The organism is Brevundimonas sp. LF-1, from assembly GCF_037055305.1.
Taxonomy (GTDB): domain Bacteria; phylum Pseudomonadota; class Alphaproteobacteria; order Caulobacterales; family Caulobacteraceae; genus Brevundimonas; species Brevundimonas sanguinis.
Window position 1 is genome coordinate 2,637,806 of sequence record NZ_CP146349.1, and the last position, 24,606, is coordinate 2,662,411.

At 66.9% G+C, this 24,606-nt stretch carries 29 protein-coding genes; 9 read left to right on the top strand and 20 right to left on the bottom strand.

Features of this window, described 5'->3' with window-relative positions:
* Positions 1–59: 59 nt before the first annotated feature.
* Positions 60–455, bottom strand: a complete 396-nt coding sequence (locus tag V8F63_RS14560; RefSeq protein WP_303683724.1) for a YccF domain-containing protein — start codon at positions 453–455, stop codon at positions 60–62.
* A 93-nt stretch (positions 456–548) separates the two neighbouring features.
* Entirely contained in the window at positions 549–782 is a 234-nt protein-coding gene (locus tag V8F63_RS14565) for a DUF2171 domain-containing protein (RefSeq protein ID WP_003167222.1), read from the bottom strand.
* 121 nt (positions 783–903) lie between these two features.
* On the opposite strand from V8F63_RS14565, the gene V8F63_RS14570 reads away from it, so the two are divergent.
* A complete protein-coding gene (locus tag V8F63_RS14570) occupies positions 904–1,092 on the top strand; it encodes a DUF4169 family protein (protein ID WP_392353831.1) in 189 nt (62 codons plus the stop codon).
* A 25-nt stretch (positions 1,093–1,117) separates the two neighbouring features.
* Here the strand turns inward: V8F63_RS14570 and V8F63_RS14575 are convergent, their stop codons facing one another.
* On the bottom strand, positions 1,118–1,972 hold the full coding sequence (locus tag V8F63_RS14575) for an EamA family transporter (RefSeq protein ID WP_392353833.1): 855 nt from the start codon (positions 1,970–1,972) through the stop codon (positions 1,118–1,120).
* A gap of 178 nt (positions 1,973–2,150) precedes the next feature.
* On the opposite strand from V8F63_RS14575, the gene V8F63_RS14580 reads away from it, so the two are divergent.
* From V8F63_RS14580 to V8F63_RS14590, 3 genes are all read left to right on the top strand, one after another.
* Entirely contained in the window at positions 2,151–2,579 is a 429-nt protein-coding gene (locus tag V8F63_RS14580; protein ID WP_392353835.1) for a YbaY family lipoprotein, read from the top strand.
* Between the two features lie 54 nt (positions 2,580–2,633).
* The gene (locus tag V8F63_RS14585; RefSeq protein WP_392355109.1) at positions 2,634–2,828 is read left to right on the top strand and encodes a hypothetical protein; all 195 of its coding nucleotides are present in this window, start codon (positions 2,634–2,636) and stop codon (positions 2,826–2,828) included.
* A 93-nt stretch (positions 2,829–2,921) separates the two neighbouring features.
* Entirely contained in the window at positions 2,922–3,548 is a 627-nt protein-coding gene (locus V8F63_RS14590; protein WP_392353837.1) for an SIMPL domain-containing protein, read from the top strand.
* Positions 3,549–3,553: 5 nt separating this feature from the next.
* Here the strand turns inward: V8F63_RS14590 and V8F63_RS14595 are convergent, their stop codons facing one another.
* From V8F63_RS14595 to V8F63_RS14605, 3 genes are read right to left on the bottom strand one after another with little or no spacing between them, the layout of a single operon-like run.
* Complete coding sequence (locus V8F63_RS14595; protein WP_313632955.1) at positions 3,554–3,901, bottom strand: DUF488 domain-containing protein; 348 nt, start codon at positions 3,899–3,901, stop codon at positions 3,554–3,556.
* Between the two features lie 4 nt (positions 3,902–3,905).
* Positions 3,906–4,214 carry a hypothetical protein gene (locus V8F63_RS14600; RefSeq protein WP_025977488.1) on the bottom strand — a complete coding sequence of 103 codons (309 nt, stop codon included), beginning with the start codon at positions 4,212–4,214 and terminating at the stop codon, positions 3,906–3,908.
* A gap of 9 nt (positions 4,215–4,223) precedes the next feature.
* Positions 4,224–4,409 carry a hypothetical protein gene (locus V8F63_RS14605; protein ID WP_025977489.1) on the bottom strand — a complete coding sequence of 62 codons (186 nt, stop codon included), beginning with the start codon at positions 4,407–4,409 and terminating at the stop codon, positions 4,224–4,226.
* A 134-nt stretch (positions 4,410–4,543) separates the two neighbouring features.
* Between V8F63_RS14605 and V8F63_RS14610 the strand changes: the two genes are divergently transcribed.
* From V8F63_RS14610 to V8F63_RS14620, 3 genes are all read left to right on the top strand, one after another.
* Positions 4,544–6,946 (top strand): ATP-dependent helicase, encoded by a 2,403-nt coding sequence (locus tag V8F63_RS14610; protein WP_051582104.1) that lies wholly within the window; start codon positions 4,544–4,546, stop codon positions 6,944–6,946.
* Positions 6,943–8,187, top strand: coding sequence for an O-antigen ligase (locus tag V8F63_RS14615; RefSeq protein WP_392353840.1), 1,245 nt, complete (start codon positions 6,943–6,945; stop codon positions 8,185–8,187). The genes V8F63_RS14610 and V8F63_RS14615 overlap by 4 nt, the downstream gene beginning before the upstream one ends.
* A 68-nt stretch (positions 8,188–8,255) precedes the next feature.
* Positions 8,256–10,358: a DNA topoisomerase IV subunit B gene (locus tag V8F63_RS14620; protein WP_029972552.1), complete on the top strand. Its 2,103-nt coding sequence runs from the start codon at positions 8,256–8,258 to the stop codon at positions 10,356–10,358.
* Between the two features lie 8 nt (positions 10,359–10,366).
* Here the strand turns inward: V8F63_RS14620 and V8F63_RS14625 are convergent, their stop codons facing one another.
* From V8F63_RS14625 to V8F63_RS14650, 6 genes are all read right to left on the bottom strand, one after another.
* Positions 10,367–10,795 (bottom strand): helix-turn-helix transcriptional regulator, encoded by a 429-nt coding sequence (locus V8F63_RS14625; RefSeq protein WP_025977493.1) that lies wholly within the window; start codon positions 10,793–10,795, stop codon positions 10,367–10,369.
* Positions 10,796–11,339: 544 nt separating this feature from the next.
* Positions 11,340–12,221 (bottom strand): hypothetical protein, encoded by an 882-nt coding sequence (locus V8F63_RS14630; RefSeq protein ID WP_134581191.1) that lies wholly within the window; start codon positions 12,219–12,221, stop codon positions 11,340–11,342.
* A gap of 16 nt (positions 12,222–12,237) precedes the next feature.
* On the bottom strand, positions 12,238–14,565 hold the full coding sequence (locus V8F63_RS14635; protein ID WP_392353843.1) for a hypothetical protein: 2,328 nt from the start codon (positions 14,563–14,565) through the stop codon (positions 12,238–12,240).
* Entirely contained in the window at positions 14,559–14,849 is a 291-nt protein-coding gene (locus tag V8F63_RS14640; RefSeq protein ID WP_392353844.1) for a hypothetical protein, read from the bottom strand. Before V8F63_RS14640 ends, V8F63_RS14635 begins: the two co-directional genes overlap by 7 nt.
* Position 14,850: 1 nt before the next feature.
* Positions 14,851–15,660 (bottom strand): hypothetical protein, encoded by an 810-nt coding sequence (locus tag V8F63_RS14645; RefSeq protein ID WP_392353846.1) that lies wholly within the window; start codon positions 15,658–15,660, stop codon positions 14,851–14,853.
* Positions 15,657–16,100, bottom strand: a complete 444-nt coding sequence (locus tag V8F63_RS14650; RefSeq protein ID WP_392353848.1) for a hypothetical protein — start codon at positions 16,098–16,100, stop codon at positions 15,657–15,659. The genes V8F63_RS14645 and V8F63_RS14650 overlap by 4 nt, the downstream gene beginning before the upstream one ends.
* Positions 16,101–16,126: 26 nt before the next feature.
* Here V8F63_RS14650 and V8F63_RS14655 point away from each other — a divergent pair, with 26 nt between their 5' ends.
* Positions 16,127–16,405 carry a hypothetical protein gene (locus V8F63_RS14655; protein WP_392353849.1) on the top strand — a complete coding sequence of 93 codons (279 nt, stop codon included), beginning with the start codon at positions 16,127–16,129 and terminating at the stop codon, positions 16,403–16,405.
* On the opposite strand, the gene V8F63_RS14660 is transcribed toward V8F63_RS14655, so the two are convergent.
* Genes V8F63_RS14660 through V8F63_RS14685 form a run of 6 tightly spaced genes read right to left on the bottom strand, consistent with a single transcriptional unit; the run spans position 16,406 to position 21,286 of the window.
* Positions 16,406–16,864, bottom strand: coding sequence for an ABC transporter permease (locus V8F63_RS14660; RefSeq protein WP_392353851.1), 459 nt, complete (start codon positions 16,862–16,864; stop codon positions 16,406–16,408).
* Positions 16,855–18,126 (bottom strand): ABC transporter permease, encoded by a 1,272-nt coding sequence (locus V8F63_RS14665; protein ID WP_392353853.1) that lies wholly within the window; start codon positions 18,124–18,126, stop codon positions 16,855–16,857. The genes V8F63_RS14660 and V8F63_RS14665 overlap by 10 nt, the downstream gene beginning before the upstream one ends.
* Positions 18,035–18,703 carry an ABC transporter permease gene (locus tag V8F63_RS14670; RefSeq protein WP_392353854.1) on the bottom strand — a complete coding sequence of 223 codons (669 nt, stop codon included), beginning with the start codon at positions 18,701–18,703 and terminating at the stop codon, positions 18,035–18,037. The genes V8F63_RS14665 and V8F63_RS14670 overlap by 92 nt, the downstream gene beginning before the upstream one ends.
* On the bottom strand, positions 18,700–19,767 hold the full coding sequence (locus V8F63_RS14675; protein WP_392353856.1) for an efflux RND transporter periplasmic adaptor subunit: 1,068 nt from the start codon (positions 19,765–19,767) through the stop codon (positions 18,700–18,702). The genes V8F63_RS14670 and V8F63_RS14675 overlap by 4 nt, the downstream gene beginning before the upstream one ends.
* On the bottom strand, positions 19,764–20,438 hold the full coding sequence (locus V8F63_RS14680; protein ID WP_392353857.1) for a TolC family protein: 675 nt from the start codon (positions 20,436–20,438) through the stop codon (positions 19,764–19,766). Before V8F63_RS14680 ends, V8F63_RS14675 begins: the two co-directional genes overlap by 4 nt.
* Positions 20,435–21,286 (bottom strand): TolC family protein, encoded by an 852-nt coding sequence (locus V8F63_RS14685; protein WP_392353858.1) that lies wholly within the window; start codon positions 21,284–21,286, stop codon positions 20,435–20,437. The genes V8F63_RS14680 and V8F63_RS14685 overlap by 4 nt, the downstream gene beginning before the upstream one ends.
* Positions 21,287–21,529: 243 nt before the next feature.
* Between V8F63_RS14685 and V8F63_RS14690 the strand changes: the two genes are divergently transcribed.
* Complete coding sequence (locus tag V8F63_RS14690; protein WP_392353859.1) at positions 21,530–22,399, top strand: bile acid:sodium symporter family protein; 870 nt, start codon at positions 21,530–21,532, stop codon at positions 22,397–22,399.
* Positions 22,400–22,405: 6 nt separating this feature from the next.
* Here the strand turns inward: V8F63_RS14690 and V8F63_RS14695 are convergent, their stop codons facing one another.
* Both V8F63_RS14695 and V8F63_RS14700 read right to left on the bottom strand, forming a co-directional pair.
* Positions 22,406–24,133, bottom strand: coding sequence for an AMP-binding protein (locus V8F63_RS14695; RefSeq protein WP_392353860.1), 1,728 nt, complete (start codon positions 24,131–24,133; stop codon positions 22,406–22,408).
* A gap of 201 nt (positions 24,134–24,334) precedes the next feature.
* Positions 24,335–24,583: a hypothetical protein gene (locus tag V8F63_RS14700; protein ID WP_392353861.1), complete on the bottom strand. Its 249-nt coding sequence runs from the start codon at positions 24,581–24,583 to the stop codon at positions 24,335–24,337.
* Positions 24,584–24,606: the final 23 nt, after the last annotated feature.

Sequence of the window (24,606 nt, forward strand, 5' to 3'; positions counted from 1 at the left end):
CGGGCATCACCAGATATGAAGACGCCGGTCGGGTTCGCCCCGGCCGGCGTTTTTCATGTTCAGCCCTTGTCGCGGATGGTCCGCCCCACCGGCGCCAGCGACAGCCGCGCCAGTTCGACATTCTTCAGCGCGAACGGAATGCCGATCAGGCTGACGAACTGCGGCACGGCGATCAGGATATGCGCCAGGGCGATGTACCAGCCCGCCAGCACCAGCCAGATCACGTTCAGCCCGACACCCAGGCAGCCTGCGCCCAGATCAGCCGGGTTCGGATCGCGCCAGACGATCTCGCGCCCGAACGGCCAGAAGGAATAGCTGGCGATCCGCCACGCCGAGAACGCCCACGGCAAGCCCACGACGGTCAGCGCCAGCAGCAGTCCGCCGAACAACCAAGCCAGACCCGAGGCGAAGCCGCCCAGGAAGAGCCACAGCAGATTGAGGATCAATCGGATCAAATCATCGGCCCTTTCGCGTGACCACCTCCCTCATATGGCGAAAGGCCCCGCTGATTGCAGCGGGGCCTTCGATGAAATCACGGTAAGGCGTTGCTAGTGCTTCTCGGTCCAGCGCGCCTTTGCCTCGTCCTTGCTGAGGTTGAGATGAACGTGCTCGTCGACGCGGGACACCCAGCTGACCGGGATCATGTGGTGCTTCAGGCCCGAACCCAGATCCAGTTTGGCCAGCTCGATCTGATCGCCCTTTACGTGGTCCACCCGGCCGACGTGGCCGCCGTCGGAACCGACGACTTCCTGATGTTCCTTGATCATCGAGGCGTTTATCATGATTGACTCCAATGGCTGTGAGGGACGCTGAGACAACGAGCCCGCCCGCCATGGGTTCACCGCCAAGCCTGCTGTGGGAGTTCACAATGTCGATGCCCCGCCCGATGCCGGGACGCGCCTGATGGCCGAGATCGTCAACTTGAACCGGGCGCGCAAAGCGCGCGCCAAGGTCGACGCCAAACGCACGGCCGAGGCCAACCGCCTTACCTTCGGCCGCACCAAGGCCGAACGGCTGACCACCCAGACGGAGCGCGAGCGCGACGCCGCCCAGCTGGACGGTCACAAGTTGGAAAAGCCTGACGACGCCTAGGCCGCCGATCGTTTCGGCGCGCGGATCAGGAACAACTGCCCCGCCAGCACCAAGGCCAGACCGGCCAGAGCCAGGACGCCGAACCGCGCCCCTCGAACATGACCGACACCAGCATGGCGATCGGCGGCGTCAGGGCCGAGATGTAGCTGGCCAGCGCATAGCCCCTCGCCCTGGCGATGGTGAAGTACAGGCCGAAGGCGATGACCGAGCCGAACACCGCCAGATACAGCAGGGAAACGATATAGGCCGGACTCCAGGCGACCGACCACGACACCCCTGTGACCAGGGCGTAGAGCGCCAGCGTCCCCGTGCCATAGGCCATCGCCCAGGCGGTCGAAGGCAGAACCTGCGAGCCCGCCTGCTGGCCGCGCCAGGCGAACCAGTTGCCGAAGGCCGAGGCGACGACGGCGATCACGGCGAAGCTGACGCCCGCCACAGCATGGACGCCCAGCCCCGCGCCCATCACCTCGCCCGCAGACAGAACGCCGACGCCCGCCACGCCCATCCCCGCGCCCAGCCAGGCCGCCGGCGCCGCCTTCTGGCCCGAGGCGACGCGGAACAGGATCAGGTTCAGGAAGGCCAGGGCGGCGAAAATCACCGCCACCACCGCCGAGGCGATCTTCTCTTCCGAGGCGTAGACGAAGGCGTAGCTGATGGCGAACGAGAACAGCCCCTGCCCCAGCGCCGCCAGATGCTGAGTGCGCGTCAGGGCCAGCCGCCCGCCCGTCGCCTTGACGACGAGCGCCAGCAGGGCCGAGGCGATCCCGAACCGCAGCACCACCGACACCACCGGGTCCACAGCGCCCAACTGGAACGTGATGGCGTACCAGGTCGTGCCCCAGATCAGGGCGCAGACGCCCACGCCGCCGAAGGCCAGCATGGCCAGCGACCGGAGAAAAGACGATCCGCCTTCTGGCGATGGAGCTTCAGACTGGGGCACTCAGGCGCACTCGACAGGACTAAACGACACATGGCGATACCACCGCTCGGGCGTCCCGTCTCTCAAGCGTTGCAGCCATATGTCGCGCTGATGCGTTCTGCTAAGCTGAACTTATGCAATGGAGGCGCTGATGCGCTCTTTTCTCGCCCCGCTCGTCATGATCCCTGCTCTGATGGCGGCCGCCTGCACCACCTCGCCCGAACCTTCGAGCGACATGACCGAAGTCCGGGTCACCGCGACCTATCGTGAGCGCATCATGCTTCCGCCCGGCCATACCCTGACGGTCAGGATCGAGGACGTCAGTCGCGCCGACGCTCCATCGCGCGTGCTCGCCGAGACGCGGCAGCCTTTGGATGGCCGCGCGCCCCCTTACGCCGTCACCCTGTCCGTTCCGAACGACGAGATCGACAGCCGCTTTGAATACGCTGCCCGCGCAGAAATTCGCGATGCCGCCGGCGCCCTGCGCTTCACGACCGACACACGCCATTCGGTGCTGACCCGCGGCGCGTCGAACAGCGCCGACATCGTCATGGTGGGCGTGCGGTAAGCCTTGAGCGGTCTCATTAAACGATCCGTCCTGCTGTCAGGCCACGCCACATCGGTGGCGCTGGAGCCTGAGTTCTGGGCCATTCTGGACGCCATCGGGGCGGAGCTTTCCTTGAGCCGCGCCGGACTGATGATCCGTATTGACGACTGGCGGGGCCGCCGCCCCTGGCGTCATCCTGCCGCGTCCTCGCCCTGCAATGGGCGGGCGGCGACCGCAGCTTTGCAGAAGAGAAGACCCCATGAGCGATAATCGCATCGACACCGGACGCCTGATCCCGGCGGCTGTCTTCGGCGGGCTGATGGCTATCGGCCTGATCGGCGGCGGCGCCTGATCGGACAGGGCGTGGTCAACGCCCGCGCCGGCGACCGCTCGGTCACGGTGCGCGGCCTGGCGGAAAAGGACGTGAAGGCCGATCTGGCCGTCCTGCCGATCCGCTTCACCACCTCCGGCGACGTGCTTTCCGAGGTCCAGAGCCGCATCGACGGCGACCTGGCCATCGTGCGCCAGTTCCTGAAGGCGCAGGGCTATCCCGACGATGCTGTCGACCTCGGCCAGCTGGGCGTCGCCGACACCCGTTCGCGCGAATACATGAGCCAGACCGGCGGGCCGCGCTTCATCCTGACCCAGACCGTGATCGTGCGCACCACCGACGTGGACCGCGTGCAGACCACGACGCGTAATCTGAACGATCTGGTGCGCCAGGGCGTGGTGCTGCAGGACTTCAACGGCCCGTCCTACATCTTTACCAAGCTCAACGACGTGCGCCCGGCCATGATCGCCGAGGCCACCGCCGCCGCGCGCAGCGGCGCCGAACAGTTCGCCAAGGATTCCGGCGCGCCGCTCGGCCCCATCAAGACGGCCGGCCAGGGGTCTTTCGAGATCCTATCGCGCGACGGAACCGGCGACGAGGCTAGCTCCCCGAACAAGAAGGTGCGCGTCGTCACGACGATCAGCTACCGCCTGAAATAGTCGGCTCAGGTGCCGCCTAGAAAGGCCGCGAGCACGACCGCGTCGTTGTGCTCTTCATCTTTCGCCCCATAGACCAGCGTCGCTCGGCCGCTCGCCAGTGCGGCCTTCAGCTCCGAGACCGCCTCGGCGTTCGCCATCAGCTCGGCGCAGTACCGATGCTGGAACTCGGGCCATTTTTCGGGATCGTGGTTGAACCACTGGCGCAACTCAGTGCTGGGCGCCACCTCTTTCAGCCAGAGGTCGACTTGCGCCTTGCCCTTGCTCAGCCCGCGGGGCCACAGGCGGTCGACCAGAATGCGCGTCCCGTCCGCCTGAGACGGAGACTCATAGACGCGCTTCAGGCCGACCGTCACGGCGTCAGGCCTTGGGTTCCGGCGTCGTCACCTGAGGGGTCTCGCTGGGGCGGGGGAGTTCCGGCGGCGCGGGGCGATCTGGAACGTCGGGCATGCGCGGCGCGGGTACGCTTATGTCCACATCGAGGTTCGGCGCCTCCGGCGCAGGCGCGCGTCCCCCGGCGAAGACGAACCAGGCGATCACCGCCACGGCGACCAGCAGCCCGCCCACCAGGAAGGCCAGGCCCGCTCCCCCGCCTTTGCGTGGCGGCGGGGCGGTGTTGATGGTCGTCTGATGAACGACGCGCTCGGGCGGGAGGTTAGGGTCCGTCATCGCGCGACCTCAGTTGCCGCCCGGGACGGCCGGCGCCGAAACTTCAGGCAGTTTGACGTCGACATCGACGTTCTTGGTCTCCGGCGCGGCGCCTCGGCCCAGCAGGAACCAGGCCAGTATGGCCACCACCACCACCAAACCGCCTACGATAAAGGCGAGACCGGCGTTGCCGCCGCTGCTTGAGTTCTCCGCCATCAGGCATCCCTTCCTATGTAGTCCCTGTCATTTGGGACAACGACGCTCTGGCTTCACGGTTCCGTTCATTCCCTGGCTGAAGGGGACTGACTTTGGCCGCTGTGCTGCTTATGTTCTCCTCTTCCAGATTCCGCATGGGCGCCCCGCCCGCCCCAGACGCCCAGACGCTGTCCCGAGTACCCGCCCCTGTGACCGACCTGCCCGCTCCCCGCATTTCCGACCTCGCCCGCGCCCAGAGTCCGCAAGGTGCTCCGCAAGGCGCGACGTCCGACTATCTGGCCGGGCTCAACCCCGAACAGCGCGAGGCGGTGGAGACGACCGAGGGGCCGGTTCTGGTGCTGGCCGGAGCCGGCACGGGCAAGACGCGCGTCCTGACCACCCGTCTGGCGCACATTCTGGCGACCGGCCGGGCCAAGCCGTGGGAGCTGCTGGTCGTCACCTTCACCAACAAGGCTGCGCGCGAGATGCGCGAACGGATCGGCCACCTGATCGGCCCGTCGGCCGAGGGGTTGCGCTGGCTGGGCACCTTCCACTCGGTGGCCGCACAGATCCTGCGTCGTCATGCGGAACTGGTCGGGCTGAAGTCCAGCTTCACCATCTTGGACACCGACGATCAGGAGCGGCTGCTGAAGCAGCTGCTGGAAGCGGCCAACATCGACACCAAGCGGTTCACGCCCAAGTCGCTGGCCCATATGATCGACCACTGGAAGAACCGCGGCTGGACGCCCGACAAGCTGCCGCCCGGCGAAGACTTCGCCAACGGGAAGGGCCCGGCGCTCTACGCCGCCTATCAGGCGCGGCTGGCGACGCTGAACGCCTGCGACTTCGGCGACCTGCTGCTGCACAACATCACCATCCTGTCGAAACACGCTGATCTGGCGGAGGAATATCGCCGCCGGTTCCGCTATATCCTGGTGGACGAATATCAGGACACCAACGTCGCCCAGTATCTGTGGCTGCGGCTGCTGACCTCCTCGACCGGCAACGTCTGCTGCGTCGGCGACGACGATCAGTCGATCTATGGCTGGCGCGGGGCAGAGGTGGACAACATCCTGCGCTTCGAGCGCGACTTTCCCGGCGCCAAGGTCATCCGGCTGGAGCGCAACTACCGCTCGACCAAGCATATCCTGGGCGCGGCCTCGGCCCTGATCGCGGCCAATCAGGACCGACTGGGCAAGACCCTTTGGACCGAGGACGACAGCGGCGACAAGGTCCGCGTGCGCGGCGTCTGGGACGGCGAGGCCGAAGCCCGCCTGATCGCCGACGAGATCGAGACAGCCCGCAAGCAGGGCATGAATTACAAGGACATGGCCGTCCTTGTTCGCGCGTCGTTTCAGATGCGGGCGTTTGAAGAACGCTTTCTGATGCTGGCCATTCCCTATGTCGTCATCGGCGGCCCGCGCTTCTTCGAGCGAGCGGAAATCCGCGACGCCCACGCTTACTTGCGGCTGATCCAGTCCGAGGACGACGACCTGGCCTTCGAGCGCATCGTCAACACGCCCAAGCGCGGCATCGGCGACACCAGCGTCCAGAAAATCCTGCACATCGCGCGCGAGAACGGCGTCTCGGCCATGCGGGCGGTGCGCCATCTGATCACGACGGACGAGCTTCAGGCGCGCACGCGCACGCCGCTGGCCAACTTCGTGCGCGATCTGGACCGTTGGCGCGACCTGATGGCCATGGGCACGCCGCACTGGCAGGTGACGGAGACCCTGCTGGACGAGAGCGGCTATACCGCCATGCAGAAGGCCGACCGCACCAGCGGCCAGACCCGGCTGGACAACCTGAAGGAACTGACCCAGTCGATGCAGTCGTTCGAGACGCTGCAGGCCTATCTGGAGCATGTCTCCCTGGTCATGGACCTGGAGCGCCGCGACGAGAACGCCGACGGCTCAGGCTCGGTGCAGATCATGACCCTGCACGGCGCCAAGGGGCTGGAGTTCCCGCTGGTCTTCCTGCCAGGCTGGGAGGAAGGCGTCTTCCCCAGCCAACGCAGCATCGACGAGAAGGGCGTGAAAGGGCTGGAGGAGGAACGCCGCCTGGCCTACGTCGGCGTCACCCGCGCCAAGCAGGACGCGCGCATCAGCTTCGCCGCCAACCGCATGGTCTACGGCCGCTGGACCTCGCAACTGCCCAGCCGCTTCGTCGATGAACTGCCCCTCGCCCACGTCGAGCCGCAGTCGGACACCGGCTACTACGGCGCCTCGAGCGGGATGAAGGAGGCCAAGAGCCGCTGGGACGAGGCTCCCTCGTTCGGCGGCGGCTATTCCAGCCCCGGCTGGAAGCGCGCCCAGACCTACACCGCCGCCCAGACGCCCAAGCCCGCCTACGCCCGCCGCGCCGTGATCGAGGGCGAAGGCCGCCTGATCGCCACCGCCGATCCGAAGGCGGCGTCCGGCTGGTCGCGCGGCGATCGCGTCTTCCACCAGAAGTTCGGCTACGGCCACGTCCGCGCGGTGGAGGGCAACAAGCTGGTCGTCACCTTCGACAAGGCCGGCGAGAAGAAGGTCATCGATACCTTCGTGGAGAAGGCGTGACGGGGGCCGACGCCCTTCGAAGTCCGGTCTCCGACACCCCCACCCTGTGGGAACAGGCGGCGGCGGCTCTGATTCTGGCTCTGTTGTCCGGCGCCCTGCTCGGCCCGATCTTCGCACCACAGCAGCAGGAAACGCCGGTGCTTCGGCTGATCTGGCCGCCGATCTATCTGGTGATCCTGGGGCTGGCCGCGTTTCGCGCGCGGCGCATGGCGGCGGCCTGGCCCGCCTTCATTCCCCTGCTGCTGATGGCGGTGCTGGCGTTGGCGTCCAGCCTGTGGTCCCAGGCCCGAGGTGACCGAGCGGCGCGTGCTGGCCCTGGTTCTGACCGGCGTCTTTGCGATCTATCTGGGCGCGGTTTTTCGGGGATCGCCCTGCCCCGAATGCTGACCGCCGCCTTCCTGGCCCTTGGCGTCGGAAGCCTGATCTCCGTCTTCGCCCTTCCCGGCTTCGGCGTGCACGCCGACGTCAACGCCGGTATGTGGCGCGGCCTGTGGTATGAAAAGAACCAGCTGGGGATGGTCATGGCCGTGGGCCTGATCTCCGCCGCCGCCCTGATGGCCGCTCAGGAGCAGAAGGCCGACCGGAATCTGGCGCTGATCGCGCTGGTCGTCTGCGCCGTGGCGCTGTTGGGATCGCAATCCAAGACCGCCCTCATCATGGCCATGCTGGGCGCCGGGCTGGTGGTCCTGTGTCGGGCGATCCGGCGGATGGGCCCGGTGTTCGGCGTCATCGCCGTCTGGTGTCTGGGCGTCGCCCTGTTCGGCGGCCTGTGGATCTGGAGCGAGTTTTCCGTCGAGATTCTGGCCCTCTTCGGCAAGGACCCCAGCCTCACTGGCCGGACCGAAATCTGGGACGCCATCGGCCGCATGACCGAACGCAAACCCTGGCTCGGCTATGGCTACAGCGCCTTTTGGCTGCCGCACGCCGAGCCGATGGAATGGATCCGCCATGAGACGGGCTGGCGCGTGCCGTCCGCTCACCAGGGCTGGCTGGACCTGCGCGCCGAACTGGGCTGGACGGGCGTCGGCCTGGTCGGCGCCGTCGTCGCCTTGACCTCGTCCGCCGTCCTGATCCGCCTGTCCGGCCTGGGGCGGCAGGAGGGCTACTGGAGCCTGGCCTATCTGGCCGCATTCCTGCTGCTCAGCCTGTCGGAGAGCGTGCTGATGCGGCACCAGGACCTGCCCTGGACCCTGTTCGTCGCCCTGATGACCCGCAACCTGATGGTCAACAGGCCTGAATGAGGCGACGCTTGCCCCCGCTCTGTGCGAAGCCTACCAGACCCTGCCCCGAATCGCCGCAAAATGCCCTGATGGACGATCTGTTTTCCAAGCTCGACGACGCCGAACCGACCAAGCCCGCCGCTCCCGCTGCGGCGCCCGCTCCTGCGGCGACGCCCCCGGCGGCCCTTCAGGCAGCGCCTGCGCCGGTGCATGAGCCGAAGGTCGAGCTGACGTCCCACGCCAGCACGGCGACGGCGGCCGCCACCGGCTATTCGGCCTCCTCGATCGAGGTGCTGGAAGGGCTTGAGCCCGTCCGCAAACGCCCCGGCATGTATATCGGCGGCACCGACGAGCGCGCCCTGCACCATCTGTTCGCCGAAGTGCTCGACAATGCGATGGACGAAGCCGTCGCCAAGCACGCCAAGCTGATCACCGTCGATCTGGACGCCGAGGGCTATCTGTCGGTGCGCGACGACGGGCGCGGCATCCCGGTCGATCCGCACCCGCGCCATCCCGGCAAGTCGGCGCTGGAAGTCGTCATGACGGTGCTGCACTCGGGCGGTAAATTCTCGGGCAAGGCCTATGAGACCTCGGGCGGCCTGCACGGCGTCGGCGTCTCGGTCGTCAACGCCCTGTCGGAGAGCCTGGACGTCACGGTGTGGCGCGACGGCTTCGAATGGCGCCAGTCCTTCAGCCGCGGCCTGTCGCAAGGCCCGATCCAGCAGGTCGGCCCCTCTAAGAAGAAGGGCACCCTGATCCGGTTCAAGCCGGACGAGCAGATCTTCGGCGTCGGCGCGACCTTCAAGCCCGCCCGCCTGTTCCGCATGACGCGAGCCAAGGCCTATCTGTTCCGCGGCGTCGAGATCCGCTGGAGCTGCGCCCCTGAGCGCATCACCGACCAGACGCCGGCCCAGGCGACGCTGCATTTCCCCGGCGGCCTGGCCGACGCCCTGGCCGAGCGCGTGGGCGAACTGGAAACCGTCACCCCCGTCTTCGCCGGACGCGTCGAGCGCAAGGGCGAGGCCGGCGCGCTGGAATGGGCCGTCACCTGGTCGCCGATCGGCTTCGGCGACGCGGACAGCTTCGTCGCCTCCTACTGCAACACCGTCTCGACCCCCGACGGCGGCACGCACGAGGCCGGTTTCCGCGCCGCCCTGGTCAAGGGGCTGAAGGCCTATGGCGAGCTGATCAATGAGAAGCGCGCCGCCCAGATCACGGCCGAAGACGTCATAGCCAATGCGGGCGCCCTGATCTCCATCTTCATCCGCAATCCCGAGTTCCAGGGTCAGACCAAGGACCGCCTGTCCTCGCCCGAGGGCGCGCGCCTGGCCGAACAACTGCTGCGCGACCCCTTCGATCACTGGCTGACCGAAAGCCCGAAACAGGCCAACGCCCTGCTCGGCTTCGTCGTCGACCGCGCCGAGGACCGCCTGCGCCGCCGCAAGGACAAGGAAGTCCAGCGCGCCGCCGCCACGCGCAAGCTGCGCCTGCCCGGCAAGCTGTCGGACTGCTCACGGCAAGCCGCCGAGGGCACCGAACTGTTCATCGTCGAGGGCGACTCGGCCGGCGGCTCGGCCAAACAGGCGCGCGACCGCACGACCCAGGCCATCCTGCCCCTGCGCGGCAAGATCCTGAACGTCGCCTCGGCCACGGCGGACAAGCTGCGCCAGAACATCGAACTGACCGACCTGATGCTGGCGCTGGGCGTCCAGGCGGGCAGCCGCTTCAGCGTCGACGACCTGCGCTATGAGCGCGTGGTGATCATGACCGACGCCGACGTCGACGGCGCCCACATCGCCGCCCTGCTGATCACCTTCTTCTACCGCTCCATGCCGGACCTGATCCGTCAGGGACGGCTCTATATGGCCCTGCCGCCGCTCTATCGGATTTCGGCGGGTCCGCTGTCGGAATACGCCCGCGACGACGCCCACCGCGACGAGCTGCTGGCCACCGTCTTCAAAGGCAAGAAGACCGAGATCGGCCGGTTCAAGGGCCTGGGCGAGATGATGGCCTCTCAGCTGAAAGAGACCACCATGGATCCGAAGAAGCGGACCCTGGCGCGCGTCTCCCTGCCCGACAGCGAGGAAGAGATCGAGGATCTGGTCGAACGCCTGATGGGCCGCAAGGCCGAGGCCCGCTATCAGTTCATCCAGGAAAACGCCCGCTTCGCCGTCGCCGACCTGGACGTCTGATCCGCGCGTCAGCTCATCTGGAAACTGAGCCGCAGGGCGCCATTGATGCCCTTGACGCCCATCCGCATGCAGATCGAGCGCAGGTGCGCCCGCACGGTATGGATCGACATATCCAGCTTGCGGCCGATGTCCTTGGGCGTGGCGCCGGCGGTCAGGTGCAACAGCACCGCCGTCTCAGCGCGGGTCAGACCGAAGACCGCCCCGAGAGCCGTGATCTTGGCCACGTCCAGCGGTTTGACCGGCTGGGCCGTGGCGAACACTCGGCACGGCGCCTCGGGCGTCGTCATCAGATCCAGGATGCACCACTCGTCGTCGCCGGTGCGGAACAGAATGCGTCCGCTCGACCGATTTCCATCGGCCAGGTCCCGCAACAGCGCGTCCAGCTCCGCCCGGCTGCGATGCGCCGCGCAGATAAACAGACCGCGCGACCCCACCATGCCGCAGTCGGCCAGGGCGCGCGCCTTGGCGTTGGTGCGTAGAACCCGACCGTCTGCATCCAGAATAAAGCGGGCCGTATCATCGGCCTCAAACCAAGCGTCCGCTTCCGGCAGATCGCGAGGCGCGGAAGGGGATGGAACGAGCGGATATCGCCGAAGGCCGCTTCAGATCGGCTTATCCACAACCCGTCAACGGGGCTCCCCGTATCCGATCCAAGCGTCGTCGTGGTCTGCTCTCCGATCATCGCCCTAACCTCCCGCACGCCAGGCCCCAAGGACCATCAGCTCCTGAAAGCTGAACAGCGCATCCTCTAATTCCACATTGTTGGTCGCGTATCGGTGGCTTTTCAAGGTTCAAAATGAGAAATCGGGATTTTAATAAGCTGCGCTTTAAAGATTCTCCCTAGTGGGTACGTTTGATCAACACTAAATAAAAAACTTCGATGACTTCACAGATCTGACAAACAGCATACTTGGCGCTGTAAACAAATTCGTTCTGGCACGAAATTTAACACGCCGCTATAAAGTCCCAAAATGGGTCAGTTCATTTGGGGGAGATGTCTATCGTCAGAACGTCCGCATAACGACCTTCCATGGCGCCGGCGACAGAGCCCAAAATGAAGGTCATCGGAATCGAAATACCGGCCAGGGTCCGCGGCGGATCAATCTGTTTTGTCCACAGGGTCGACAGATCAACACCATCACCGTCCAAATCCACTGTGTAGGGCAAGGCCGGGGCGTCGGGCGCCTCCTCCACCCGGCGCATGACGCCGCCGTGCTGAGACGAAACCGACACCGTCGCCATCGTATTGGCGCGGACCTGAAGGAATATCCGCCGGGTGACGCCGGCGATCGCCTCGCCGAAATCCACGACCTCAACGCTGGAGCCCGTGCCGAAGGCTCCCGCTGCGCCCGCCAGATTCAGTTGCGCTCTGGGCGTCGCTTGAAGGATCAGCCGCACCGGGATCGGCGCTCCGATCGGTTCGCCGTCCGCCGTCTTCACGACCAGACGCAGGTTCACGCCGTATTCGCCGGCGTCGGCCACCGCTCCTTGCACCACAGCGGCGTCGAACTGGGCCTGCCCCTTGGCGCCCGGAGCGAGCTGGTATTGAAACACGGCTGTCTGCACATCGGCCATCTGCACGCCCGACGCCTCACGCGGCCGGAATTGCACGCCCACATTACCCAGGACCACGCTGGTGACCTCAACGCCGACGTCGTCGGTGAACGACATCCGCACATCGCAGGCGGCGTCGCCCCGGTTCTCCAGGTCGATGTCCAGCGCGCCGGACGACGGTCCGATGGCGAAGGGGTTGTACTCGATCCGCACCGTCTGCGGCCCGTCCCGCGCCGCCAGCTCGCATGTCTGGGCCGAGACGCTGGACGCCAAGGCTGCAGCCGCAAGCAGGCCCGCTGTCCCTATCATCAGCCGACCTTGCGCCCTATGACACCGGGCCAGGGGTTTTGATTTCTCCCACATCGCTTACTCCTTCCGCGTTGTCCGGAATGACAAATTCGCCCACCGTTCGCCCCTTGATCACCAGTCGATATTGTCCGGGGGCCAGGCCGTCGGCGATGAAACGCCCGTTGCGATTGGTGAAGAAGGGCTTGCCCTGTGCGTCGTCCTTTGCACCGGCCGGGACGATCAGGCCGCCCATCAAGGCCACCGGCCCCTCGGGCGAAATCAGATAGCCCCGCGCCGTACGCGAGGCGTCGCTGCCGACGACAAAGCGATAGCCGTTGCCGAAACCAGGAAAGGCCTGGATCACGCCGGCGCCGAGATCATAGCCCTCCGGCAAGGGATCGACCTCCAACTCATAGCGCCGGACGCCATAGCCGCGATCAATGCCCGCCAGCGCCGGGCCGAACCAGCCGCTTTTGGCGACCGGATAGCCGCTGGAGTCCGTCAAGCTGACCTGCGCGCCCTTCAATGTCGGGTGGCCGGTGGCGATGACGAAGCCTTCGCGCGCCGATCGGCCAATGCCGAAAGCGCCGTTCGCATAACCGACCATGGTCGAGAGCCGCCACAGCGACTCCTGCCGCGTCTCGCCGTCGTTCAGGTTCGAAACCAGGCGGTTTGAGATGATCTCCGCATCGAAGCGGTTGTTGATGTAGCGCAGGTCGCCGGCGATGGTCTGCTGCGTCCCGTCTTCCGAGAAGCGCAGATCCCCGCTCAGATCGTTCAGACGGCCTGACGAGGCGCGCGAAAGGCCGACTTCGCGTAGGTCGTTCTGGCTGTCGTAGCGGGCCACGCCGCTCCACCGCCCGCCGAAACGAGTGGTCAGGTTGATGCCGAACCGCGTGTCCTCCCGCCCGTCCAGGGCGGTCGTGCGCTGCACGGTCATATTGACGCCGAAACGGCGGAAACTGCGACCGAAGTTCAGATTGAGGTCGGTCCGATCCCGCTCGCCCCGCCCCTTCACATAGGCCGCGCCAAAGCCCATCGTATAGGCGCGGAACCGCAACAACGCCTGGCCGGCGGCGCGCCATCTCTCACGGTTGAAGCCATTGGTTTCGAAGGCGCTCTGGAAATAGCGGCTGGTCGCCTGGATTGACGCTACAAGGCGAAGATCGGCTTCCCGGCCGAACGTCGTCTCGCGCAGATAGTCGATCGAGCCGATATAGCCCTGCCGTCCCGTGTCGCCGTTATGACTGACAGCGGCGCTCGCCTGGATCAGGCCGAGGCGGCTGCCCCATACGGCCAGCCCGCCGGCCTGGCCGCGCCCTTCGGCCAGCTGGGCGTTGGCGCCCAGGGTCAGCACGTCGCTTATCCCCTTGCGGACAAAGCCCGACGCGCCCAAGGCGGAGCCGTATTCCAGCGATCCGCCCTCCTCCAGCACGCCCGCCGAGACGCCGAAATCCAGCACGCCGGGGTCCAGCAGTCCTGCGCCGCCGAACAGGTCGAACACGGCGATCTCTCTCTGGCCCGTATTGTCCTCGACCAGCAGGCGCACGGTGTTGGCGCCCTGGCCGAACGGAAAGTCGCCCAGTGAATAGGGCCCGGCGTCCAGGCGCAGCCGCTCGATAATCACGCCATTGACCTCGACCACCACCAGGGCGGGGCGATCCAGCACGAACTGGCGCCGCCCAGATGGCCGCACGTTCTGGAACGGTCGGATCGTCGAATAGGCCCGCGCCGCCGACAGGCCCAGAAATCGTCGCGAACCCTGGAAGCTCTCAACCGGCGGGGCGAACTCGCCGGCGGTCAGGCGCACCGCCGACTGGAACAGATCCTTGGTGAGGCGGATTTCGCGGCGGCGCCAGCGCTCATCGGATGAGCCGTCGTAGTCGACGCCTGCCGTTAACGTCACGCCGTCGAAACCGCCGAAGTTGGCGAACATGTCCACCCCGCCCGCCAGGGGCGCAAAGCTGTTCTCCGAATGTGAATACTGCTGAGCCATGGTGATATTCGCTCCAGCCGAAAAATTGGCGGGCTGATCAAAGGCCGCCGGATCGACCAACTCGTTACGGTTGAAGCTGACGTCCCGACGCGCACGCGCCCCGGCCGACAGTTCTGCCACGAAGGTCAGGGCCAGTGGATCGAAGCTCAAGGAAAAGCCCTCGCCTCTCAGGTCCGCCATGTTGACGCGCTTCTGCGACGCGATGATCGTCTTCAGCCGGTCGCGCTGGGCGGGCGCCAGACTGGGACCCAGAAGGTCCATCAGCCCCTCGGCGTCGACCAGCCCCTGGCCTTGCAGATCCACCTCCCCCGCCAGGTCGCCCAGATAGCGGCCATCGAGGGTCAGCGGCCCCTGGATCGGACTCAGCACCGGCGTTGGCCGGGCCGAGGGCGTCTGATCCTGGGGTCCGCCGGCCGCCGCATCGAGCGCGGGGGAACACTCGACGCGGCGCCGGCGGCGAGCAGGACGTCAGGGGCGTCTCGCTCGACCGGGACTACGGCGGCGGCGCCGTAGGTGACTTCGGAATAGTTGCGCGCCGTGCGGATGACTTCATCCCCCGCGAAGGGCGCTTCGGCGTTGCTGGCCGAGGCGACGCTGCCGCCCAGGCAGGCCGCGGCGCCCAGGCGCCGCCAGATCCGTTTGCGGCCGGACATCTCACAGCAGCACGATCGAGGCGGTCACGTCGCCGCTGGCGTCAGCCGCCAGCGCAGCCGGGATACGCATGTTGCGCGTGGCGCCGCCCGCCATCACGCTGACCTCTCCGACATCAATATTGGCAGCAGGAACCTCATGCGTCTTCCCGTCCGCCGTCTTGAGCGTGAAACGCGCCTCGCGCAGATGGGCGAAGCCGTCGCCCGTGTTTCGCGCCGTCAGAAGGATGTCGCCGTTCGGCGCGCGGGAAACGGAGGTCACCTCGACCGCCGCCCTGGCGCTGGTCGGCGCCACGAAGACATAGGTGTTGATCGTGAAAGCCAGTTTGACGTCGGCGCCGGCCTCGTCCTCGCCGGTGATCGACTGCATATTGATCGGCAGTTGCGCCGCCCGTACCAGGTACATCTTGCCTTCCGGCCCGCTGTCGCCAAGATAGCGCACCTGCACCACCTGTTCGCGATTGGGCGGAATGACGGATTGCACCGGGAAGACGCCGATGTCGTCTTCTTCAGGGACCAGGCTGCGGACGCCGTTTTCGTCAACCCGCATCCGATAAACTTCTATCTCCACCGTGGCCGGCGCCGTGGCGGTGTTGCGCACGGTCAGTCGGTAGCTGGATCCGCTTCCTGAAGGCGTGATCTTGGCCACCATCGGCGAGACGTCCATGGCGCGCGTGTCTGACGGCGCCGTCATGGCCATCATCAGACAGAGCACCGAACCTGCGATGACTTGAACTCTCATAACTGCATCTCCCCTGCAGTAATGCGAAAGAAAAACGGGGAGCCTTGCGAGCTCCCGTTCTGGCTCGATCAAGCCGGGTTCAGCGTGAAGGTGAAGGTCTCCGTATAGGTGCCGGCCGGGGCCGTGGCCGCGCCCGGACCAGACGGCGCAGCCGCGCAGCCCGTCGAACCGGGGTTGGTGTTGTCGCCTTGCGTGCCGCCGACGCCGGTGCCGCCCGGAACGTTGTAGCAAAGGTTCAGGAACAGATCGGCGAAGATGCCGTCAGCCAGGGCTTGGCTATAGCCGCCCGAGTTGGTGACGATCGCCGGGCTGCCGGGCCAGGTGTCCTGAGCCGGGAAGCCCAGGGTCGGCACTTGCTGAACCACCAGGTCCCAATCGTAGTTGATCAGCACGCCGTCGACCGACTTGAAGTCGCCGTTGGCGGCGCTGGAGGTCAGCTTGGCCCGTCGGGGCGTTACACGACATCCGCAGCGTGGTGACTTTCTGGCGCTGGCCGTTGGCCACCGCGACATTGCCGCCGGCCACATTGGCCAGGCCGATGCCGCAGAAGTTGGTCACGCTGGTGCTGACCGTCACATTGGTTTGCGCGCTGGAAACGCCGGGCAGAGCCAGCAGGGCTGCTGCGGCGGTGGCGGCCGCAGTGATCATCAAAGTACGCATCTTCGCCTCCGGGAATGGGTTGTTAAACGAGATTCCAGACTGTCGCTTCCGATGTCTGGACTTGCGGCCAATCGCCACAATCTCGCCATTTAAACCTCCCCCAGAGGCCAACATCCCCAAGGTTGATACTCATCTTGGACTAGTCAATTTTAACTAATCATTTACCGCCGTGGCGGGCGACGCTGCTACGCGGCGGATCGAGCAGCAACCACAGGGCGCCGAAGATCGCCGCCAATGCCACCAGCCCCGCCGCCTGAGGCGCGACCTCCGCCAGACTGGCGCCCATGGCGTTCATCGGCACAAAGGCCTGGACGGCGGCGGTCGAGGGCGACAGATAAGCCAGCCAGACCAGCAGTTTGGGCATCATGAAATGCGGCCAGGCCGCCCCCGCCAGGAAGAAAAGAGGCGCCGAGGTTCCGACCAGCACCTGCAAGACCCGCTCGTGACGATCGAACAATCCGCCCAGCAGCAGCCCCAGCGCCGAGACCCCGGCTGCGAACACGGGCGACAACAGGACGACCCCGCCTAGATCGCCGCCGCGCGGATAATCCTGCACCCAGAACACGAAGCCGAAATAGAACAGGCAGGACGCCGTGCCGATCGCCGTCAGCGCCAACCACAGACCCAGCTTTGCGCTGCACCGCAGGGGGCAGCGCCCGTCTCGCGGCGCAGGGCGGCGATGACGCCTGCGCCCAGCAGCAGGGTCTGCTGCAGGATGATCAGGCTGACCGCCGGCACGGCATAATCGCCATACCCTTCCGTCGGATTGAACAGGGATTCCTGCTTCAGCGTCGGGGCCAGCTTTGCCGCGCGGGCGGCCTGAGGCAGGCCCTCCAGCCGCGTCTCGGCGACATGGGCCGCAGCGGCCGCGACCGCCTTGCCGACCGAGGTGACCCGGACCAGATAGCCGCCGTTCAGCCAGACGGCGACGCCGCTGGGCGCGCCGCGCGCCAGGTCGCTCTCAAACCGGTCCGGCAAGATGACGACGCCATCCACAACGCCGCGCCGCATCAGGTCGGACGCCTCGGCGGTCGAGGGGATCACAGCGGCGACCTCGACCGCGTGGGAGGCGTTGAGGTCTTCGACCAGGGCGCGGGTCAAGGCGCTCTGCGTCGGCGTCACTACGGCGACCGGCAGGCCCGTCGCCGCCTGCCCGGCATAGGCCGCCGGATAATAGAAGGCGTACAGAACCACAGCCAGGATCAGCAGGCTGCTGACCGGCCGAGCGCGCGGCAGATTGCGGAATGTGGCGATGAAGGCGGCGCCCACGCCCTGTTCCGGCAGGGGAAAGGCCAGCGCCTCGGCCTTGGGCGCACGGCGGGCGCGCAGGCCGACCAGCACGGCGGCCAGGATCAGGGCGATGACGGCGACGCCGCTCAGGACCATCAGGTCGCGCCAGGCCCCGCCGGGCGCTGCGCCGGTCACCATCTGGCCGGTCTGCAGCCGAAGATAATGGGTGTAGGGCAGGATGTCGCTCCAGATCCGGGCGAACCGCGGCCCGTGATCCAGCGGCAGGGTGCCGTTCGAGAAGGCGATGGCCGCGCCCGAATAGATGGCGGTGCCTGAGAAGGCCATGTCGATGTCCCCCAGCAGGGCGACCAGCAGGGCCGACAGGGCGACGCTGACCGCCATCAGGGCGACCACGCCCAGCATCAGTAGTGGCAAGGACCCCGCCACGCCCCATCCCCTGATCCCGCACAGCCATCCGATCCACGCCAGCCCCCATAGGGTGAAGATGACGAAATGCGGGATCAGCGTCCCGATCAGGGCCGCCGTCGTCCGCCCGTCAGCCTGGGCCTTGAACGCCTGGAACGAGCCGCCCTGCATCAACCGTCCGACAGCCAGCACCGCTGAACAGGCCGCCAGCAGATGCAGCACGCCGGGCCAGCAGGCCGCCGAGGAAGAGTTCGAAACTCAGCTGCGGATTGCCGATGATCGACACCTGGACGGCGGGCGGCTCCAGCGCCGTGGCGGGCAGGCCGATCTGGCGCGCGCGTTCCTCCAGTCGCGGCGCGGCGGCCGAGGCGATGGCCGCCGACTGCCCCAGCGCTGACAGGGCGCCCACGGTCTGGAAGGCGCCGTTGAACGACACCGTCACCTGCTCCGGACGACGGAAGGCGCCTTCGCTGAAGCCCGAGGGAAAGTGCGCGATGCTGTAGACCTCGCCGCGCCGCATCAGGGCCACGGCCTCATCCACCGTCGCCGGGGCATGGGCCACGCGCACGACCGGACTGGCCTCCATATTGCGGATCGCCGCACGGCTGAAAGCTGAGTTGTCCTGATCCACCACGGCGACCGGAGCCTGACGGATCACGCCGGGCGCTAGCATGGCCGCGATCACCGCCAGCAGGATCAGAGGCAGGCCGAAAGCGACGAAGGCGTCCCACGGGCGGGTCGCCAGCCGCCGCGCCTCGTCCTGAACGGCCGCAAAAAAGACGGCCGCCCCGCCCTTCATCGCGCCGACCAGTCAAACAGGACGCTCATGCCCGGCCGCAGGCCCTCGATCGGCCGGGCAGGCTTGGCCTTTACCTGGAAGCTGCGGACATCATAGCCGCTGGACTGGCGGGTCGAGCGCCAGGTGGCGAACTCGCCCTGCGGGCTGATGGCGGTGACGCGGAAGGCGGCGCCCTTCACGCCCAGCGCCGGAACGTCCCCGCGCACGGTGGCGCCAATCTTCAGCTCGCGGAACTGGTCCTCGCGCACGCTGAAGGCGACCCACGGATCAGACGTATCGACGATGGTGAACACCGGCACGCCCGTCAGCACCAGCTCGCCGACATTGGCGAAGCGTTCCGACACCTCGCCCTCATGCGGAGCGGTCAGACGGGTCTCGCCCTGCAGGCTTTCGACCTCGGCGACGGCGGCGCGGGCGCCGCTGACGTTGGCGTCGGCGACCGACTTCTCCTGCGGACGGGTTCCGGCCTGCGCCTTCAGATACTGCTGGCGCGCGGCCTCGGACTGAGACGCCGTTGCGGCGCGGGCGGCCACCGCCTCATCCCGACGCTGGGCGGAAATGACGCCCTCGGCGAACAGGTTTTCGGCCCGGCGCGCGGTCTGATCGGCCAGACGGGCCGTCGCCTGTGAAGCGCGCCAGATGGACTCGACCGTCTGCACGTCCTCGGCGCGGGCGCCCTCGCGGCTCATGGACTGGATGGCCTGCGTCGACTGCAGCAGGGCGCGCGCCTGAGCATCCTTGGCCTCGACCTCGGGGCTGCTCATCAGCGCGAGTTCCTGCCCGGCCGTCACCTGATCGCCCTCCGCCGCCATAAAGCGTTCGACGCGGCTGGGCACCTTGGTGGCGACGGTGAAGGTCTCGGCCTCGACCATGCCCTGCACCTGATCCGGCGCCGGGCGGGCGGCCAGGAACAGACCCACGACGATGAAGACCAGCAGCAGCGCGACCGCCGCCGCGACAATCAACGGCAGAAGCGGACGGCGCTGTTTCGGCGGCGGCGCCTCGGCGGGTTTGGGCGGCGTATAGGCCGAAGAAGGCGTCTCGCTCATGGGGCGATGGGTCATGGGGCGCTGATCCGGTCGTCGCGTTGCAGATAATCGTTCAGGGTCTGACCCTTGCCCGACGCCGCCAACAGCGCCGCCAGGCTCAGGTCGTATTCATAGGCCGCCGCCGCCCGTTGCAGGCGCGCGGTTCCCAACAGGTTGCGGGCGTCGATCACCGAGGCGGCCGTCGCCTCGCCCTCGCGGAAGCCGACCTCCTGCACGCGCAGGTTTTCGCGCGCGGCCTCCAGACTGCTGTCCATGCTCAGGAACTGCCGCCGGGCCAGATCGACCTGATTATAGGCGCGCGTGACCATCAGCCGGGCGTCGTCGCGGGCCTTGCGCTCCATCTGCGACGCCGCCGAGGCCTGGGCGCGCGCGGCGCCGAGCAGCCGTCGCCGGTCCACCGAAGACATCAGGGTGTAGCGAGCGCCCAGGCCGAAAGCCCAGTCCGGCTCGGTCGGCAGCGCATCATCGGGGTTCAGGTTGTAGGTCCCGAAGGCGAACACCGACGGCTTCAGGCGCGAGGCCGCCAGATCGGCCCCCGCCTCGGCCAGATCGCGTCCGGCCTGCGCCTGAATGACCCGCGCGTTCGACTGCCCCGCGCTGTCCACAAACAGGTCGGCCGGTCCCAGCGGGCCGCGGTTGACGAACAGGGGCGTGGTCGGCGTCGCCCCGTCCTCAAGGTCCGTCACGCGCGCCAGGGAGGCGACGGCGTTTTCATGCTCGAGCTCGGCGCGGTTGACCTGACGCTGCGCCGTATCGCGCGCCACCTCGACCTGAAGCGTCTGGGCGCGGCTGAGGAACCCTCGCTCTCCATGCGGCGCGCGTTGTTCAGATGCAGATCAAAGCCGTCGCGCGTTTCGATGGCGATCTTCAGCGCCTCCGCCGCCAGCACCTGGCCGAAATAGGCCTGGGCCAGCCCGACGCCCTCCAGATCGACGGCTTCCCGACGCTTGGCTTCGGCCAGATCCAGATTGGCCTCCGCCGCCCGACGCAGGGCCGGGATGGCGCCGCCGGTATAGATGGGCTGAAGCGCCGTCACCGTGGGGCGAAACGTCGTGTCGTCCACCTGCAGCCGTATGTCGTGCGGCAGGGCGGCGAAAATCTCCGGCAGAGCCGCCTGCAGCCTCTGCTCCACGACGCCCAGAACATCGCCCGGCACGCCCGGCAGACCTGAAATCAAACCCGGAATGGCCGCGCTGATGTCGGACTGCGCCCGGTCCAGCGGCTCGCCCAGAGACAGGTCGAACGTCTTGCGATAGCGGATCAACTGAGCGTCCAGCGACACCGTCGGTCGGTTCAGGCCGTCTGCGGCGCGCGCCTGAGCCTCCGCCGCCTCTACCGCATACCCCGCCGCCCGGTTCAGGCTGGACGTCGCACGCAGCCGCGCCTCAGCCTCTGCATAGCTCAGCGGGGTGCGGGACGCCTCGGCGTTTCGAGGCGCAGATGCGGTCAGTTGAGCCTGCCGCTCCGCCTCCTGGCTGCTCGCCATCGGCCCCGCAGCCAGCGCGACGCACAGCCCGACACCACTGATCACCATCGCTTCACCCCGTATCACGTCCGGCCCCAACGATCCTGACGCGCCGCCGTTGCGTCAAGCAAGCACGGGCCGCGCCCGCTCGCCTTGAGGAAAGGCGTTCTAGCCGGATTCCAGCCCTGTTCCGAACCGTCTTGACGCGCGACGACCCTGTGCTGGAAGGTCTCCATACCGCTGGCGAAGCTTCCGGGCTCGGCGGCGGAAGGGGCGCTGTCAGGGCGGACCTGACGACAGGGGGAATGACCTATGGGCTCGCCGTTGACCCTGATCGGGCTGCCGATCGCGCTGGGCATCATCATGTTCGGCCTGGGCCTGAGTTTGACGCCATCCGATTTCGTCCGGGTGGGCCGACAGCCGAAGGCGGCGGCGGTGGCCCTGGCCTGTCAGCTGCTTCTGCTGCCGGCGATCTGCTTCGCCCTGGTGCTGGCGTTCCAGCTGCCGCCGCTTCTGGCGGTCGGCATGATGCTGCTGGCCGCCTCGCCGGGCGGGACAACGGCCAATCTCTATAGCCACCTGTTCCGCGGCGATGTGGCCCTCAACATCAGCCTGACAGCGATCAACTCCGTCATCGCCGTCGTGACCCTGCCGGTCATCGTCAACCTGGCCGTGGCCTATTTCCAGCCCGGCGACATGAAGGTCGGCCTGCAGCTGACCAAGACCCTCGAGGTCTTCATGATCGTGCTGGTTCCCGTGGCTCTGGGGATGCTGGTGCGCGGGCTGAAACCCGGCTTCGCCCAGGCGATGGACAAGCCGGTGCGGATCGCCTCAATCGTGATCCTGACCCTGGTGATCCTGGGTGCGGCGGCGTCCAGCCTGGATGTGCTGCTCGCCAACTTCCAGGCCCTGGCGGGGATCGTCATCCTGTTCTGCCTGTTCAGCCTCGGCATAGGTTTCGCTGTGCCGCGCCTGCTGAAGATCGAACGCCCGCAGGCCACCGCCAGCGCCTTCGAGGTCGGGCTGCACAACGCCACCCTCGCCATCGTCATCGCCCAATCGGTGCTGCGCAGCCCGGAGATGACCCTGCCCGGCGCCGTCTATGGCGTGCTGATGTTCCCCCTGGCGGCGGCGTTCGGCTTGCTGATCACCCACAAGCGCGCAACAGCCGTCCCAGGCTGAACGCGATCAGCCGCGCAGTTCGCGACGCAGCACCTTGCCCACCGCCGTCTTGGGCAGGGGTTCGCTGCGGAACTCGACGATGCGCGGCACCTTGTAGCCGGTCAGTTGCGCGCGGCAGTGGGCGATCAGCATCTCCTTCGTCAGCTCAGGCGATCGCGGCACGACGACGATCTTGATCCGCTCGCCCTGCGCCGCATCCGGCACGCCGACGGCGGCGACCTCCTCGACCAGAGGATGGCTGGCGACCACGTCCTCGATCTCGCCGGGATAGACGTTGAAGCCGGACACCAGGATCATGTCCTTGATCCGATCCACCAGACGCACGCGCCCGTCCGCCTGCATCACCCCGACGTCCCCCGTCGCCAGCCAGCCGTCGTCCGACAGCACCCTGGACGTCTCGTCGGGCCGTTTCCAATAGCCCAGCATCACCTGCGGGCCGCGCACATGCAGTTCGCCCTCTTCGCCGATCCCGGCCCAGCTGCCGTCCTCGCGACGCATGCGAACCTCGGTCGAGGGCACCGGCAGGCCGACCGTTCCGTCGAAGCCCATCCCTTCCGGATGCTCGAGATCGACGCGCCCGATGCAGACCACCGGCGACGTCTCCGTCAGTCCATAGCCGTCGATCAGCGGCGCGCCCGTCACCGCCTGCCACTCCTGGGCCACGACGCTCTGGGTCGCCATGCCGCCGGCGATAGTCAACTTCAGATCCGAAAAGTCGCGCTCTCGAAACGCCTGGCTTTTCATCAGGCTGACGAACAGGGTGTTCAGCCCGGTCATGGCCACGAAGCGCTCCTTGCGCAGGATCCATTCCACCCGCTTGGCGTCGCGCGGATTGGCGATCAGGATGTTGCGCCCGCCCGCCCCCGTGAACATCATCAGGTTCGCGGTCAGCGAGAAGATATGGTACAGCGGCAGCATGGTGACATTGCCCAGAGGCCGTGTCTGATCAATCTGATCCAGCAGCCAGACCCGCCCCTGAATCGTGTTGGCCAGGATGTTGCGATGGGTCAGCATCGCCCCCTTCGCCACGCCTGACGTGCCGCCCGTATATTGCAGGAAGGCGATGTCCTCGGGACTAATCGGCGCCGGCTGCAAGCTCATTCGCCGCGCCTTGGCCATCAGGCGCGTCCACCGATGCGCGCCAGGCAGGCGATAGGCTGGAACCATCTTCTGCACATGACGCATCATGGCGCTGACGGCGACGCCCTTCAGGCCGCCCATCATGTCGCCCATGGCGGTGACGACGACATGCCGAAGATCGGTCCCTTCGCGCGCCTGCTCCACCGTGGCGGCGAACATGTCCATGACCACCAGGACGACCGCCCCGCTGTCCTTGAGCTGATGGTTCAACTCGCGCGGGGTGTAGAGCGGATTGACGTTGACCACGATGGCGCCGGCGAACAGCGCGCCGAACAGGGCCGCCGGATACTGCAGGCAGTTCGGCATCATCAGCGCCACCCGCTCGCCCGGCTGCACGCCGACCGACTGCAACCACGCGCCGAAGCTCTTGGCCGCCTTTAGCATATCGCCGTAGGTCACTGCCGAACCCAGGCTGACGAAGCCGGGCCGGTCGGCGAACTTCAGCGCATCCGCCTCGAACAACTGAGGGACCGACGTCCAGCGCGCCAGCTCGTCCTCAATGCAGCCGGGCACGCCCTTGTGATAGAATTTCGTCCAGAAACGCTCGGCCCACAGTTGGTCCAGGTCGTCAGCGGAATCAGTCACGACGCTCATTTCTCGACCGCCCACGCCGACCGGCGCCCTGCGGCCGCGTCGCGCCAATGACCGCGCAGAGCGGCGGTCAGCCTGTCCCGGTTCGCCCCAACGGCCCAGACGGCGCTGGACCGCCAAAAGGGGATACGAACGCCGCCGATCATGGCGAACCGTGGTGGTGCGGATGCGGTCAGCATAGGGCTTCATCCCTGGACGAAAGGGTCAGGCGACCCTGCATATGGATGCGCGATCCGATGGCGGCGCGCACTGAAAATCACATTCGTGGCCACCTGCTCCTACGTAAAGCAACGCTTTTCCGAGCCGAAACTGCGGCGCGAGAGCGAAGGTCTTGGCGACGAAGGCCATCGAGACAACCCCGACGATTCGTCGAGCGTAGCCAAAAACAGAAACAGTTTCATTTTCTTCTTGCGGCGTAATGAAGCTTGTGAAAGCCTTGGGCTGGGCGAACACTCACGAGCGTTCTGGAGGGGACA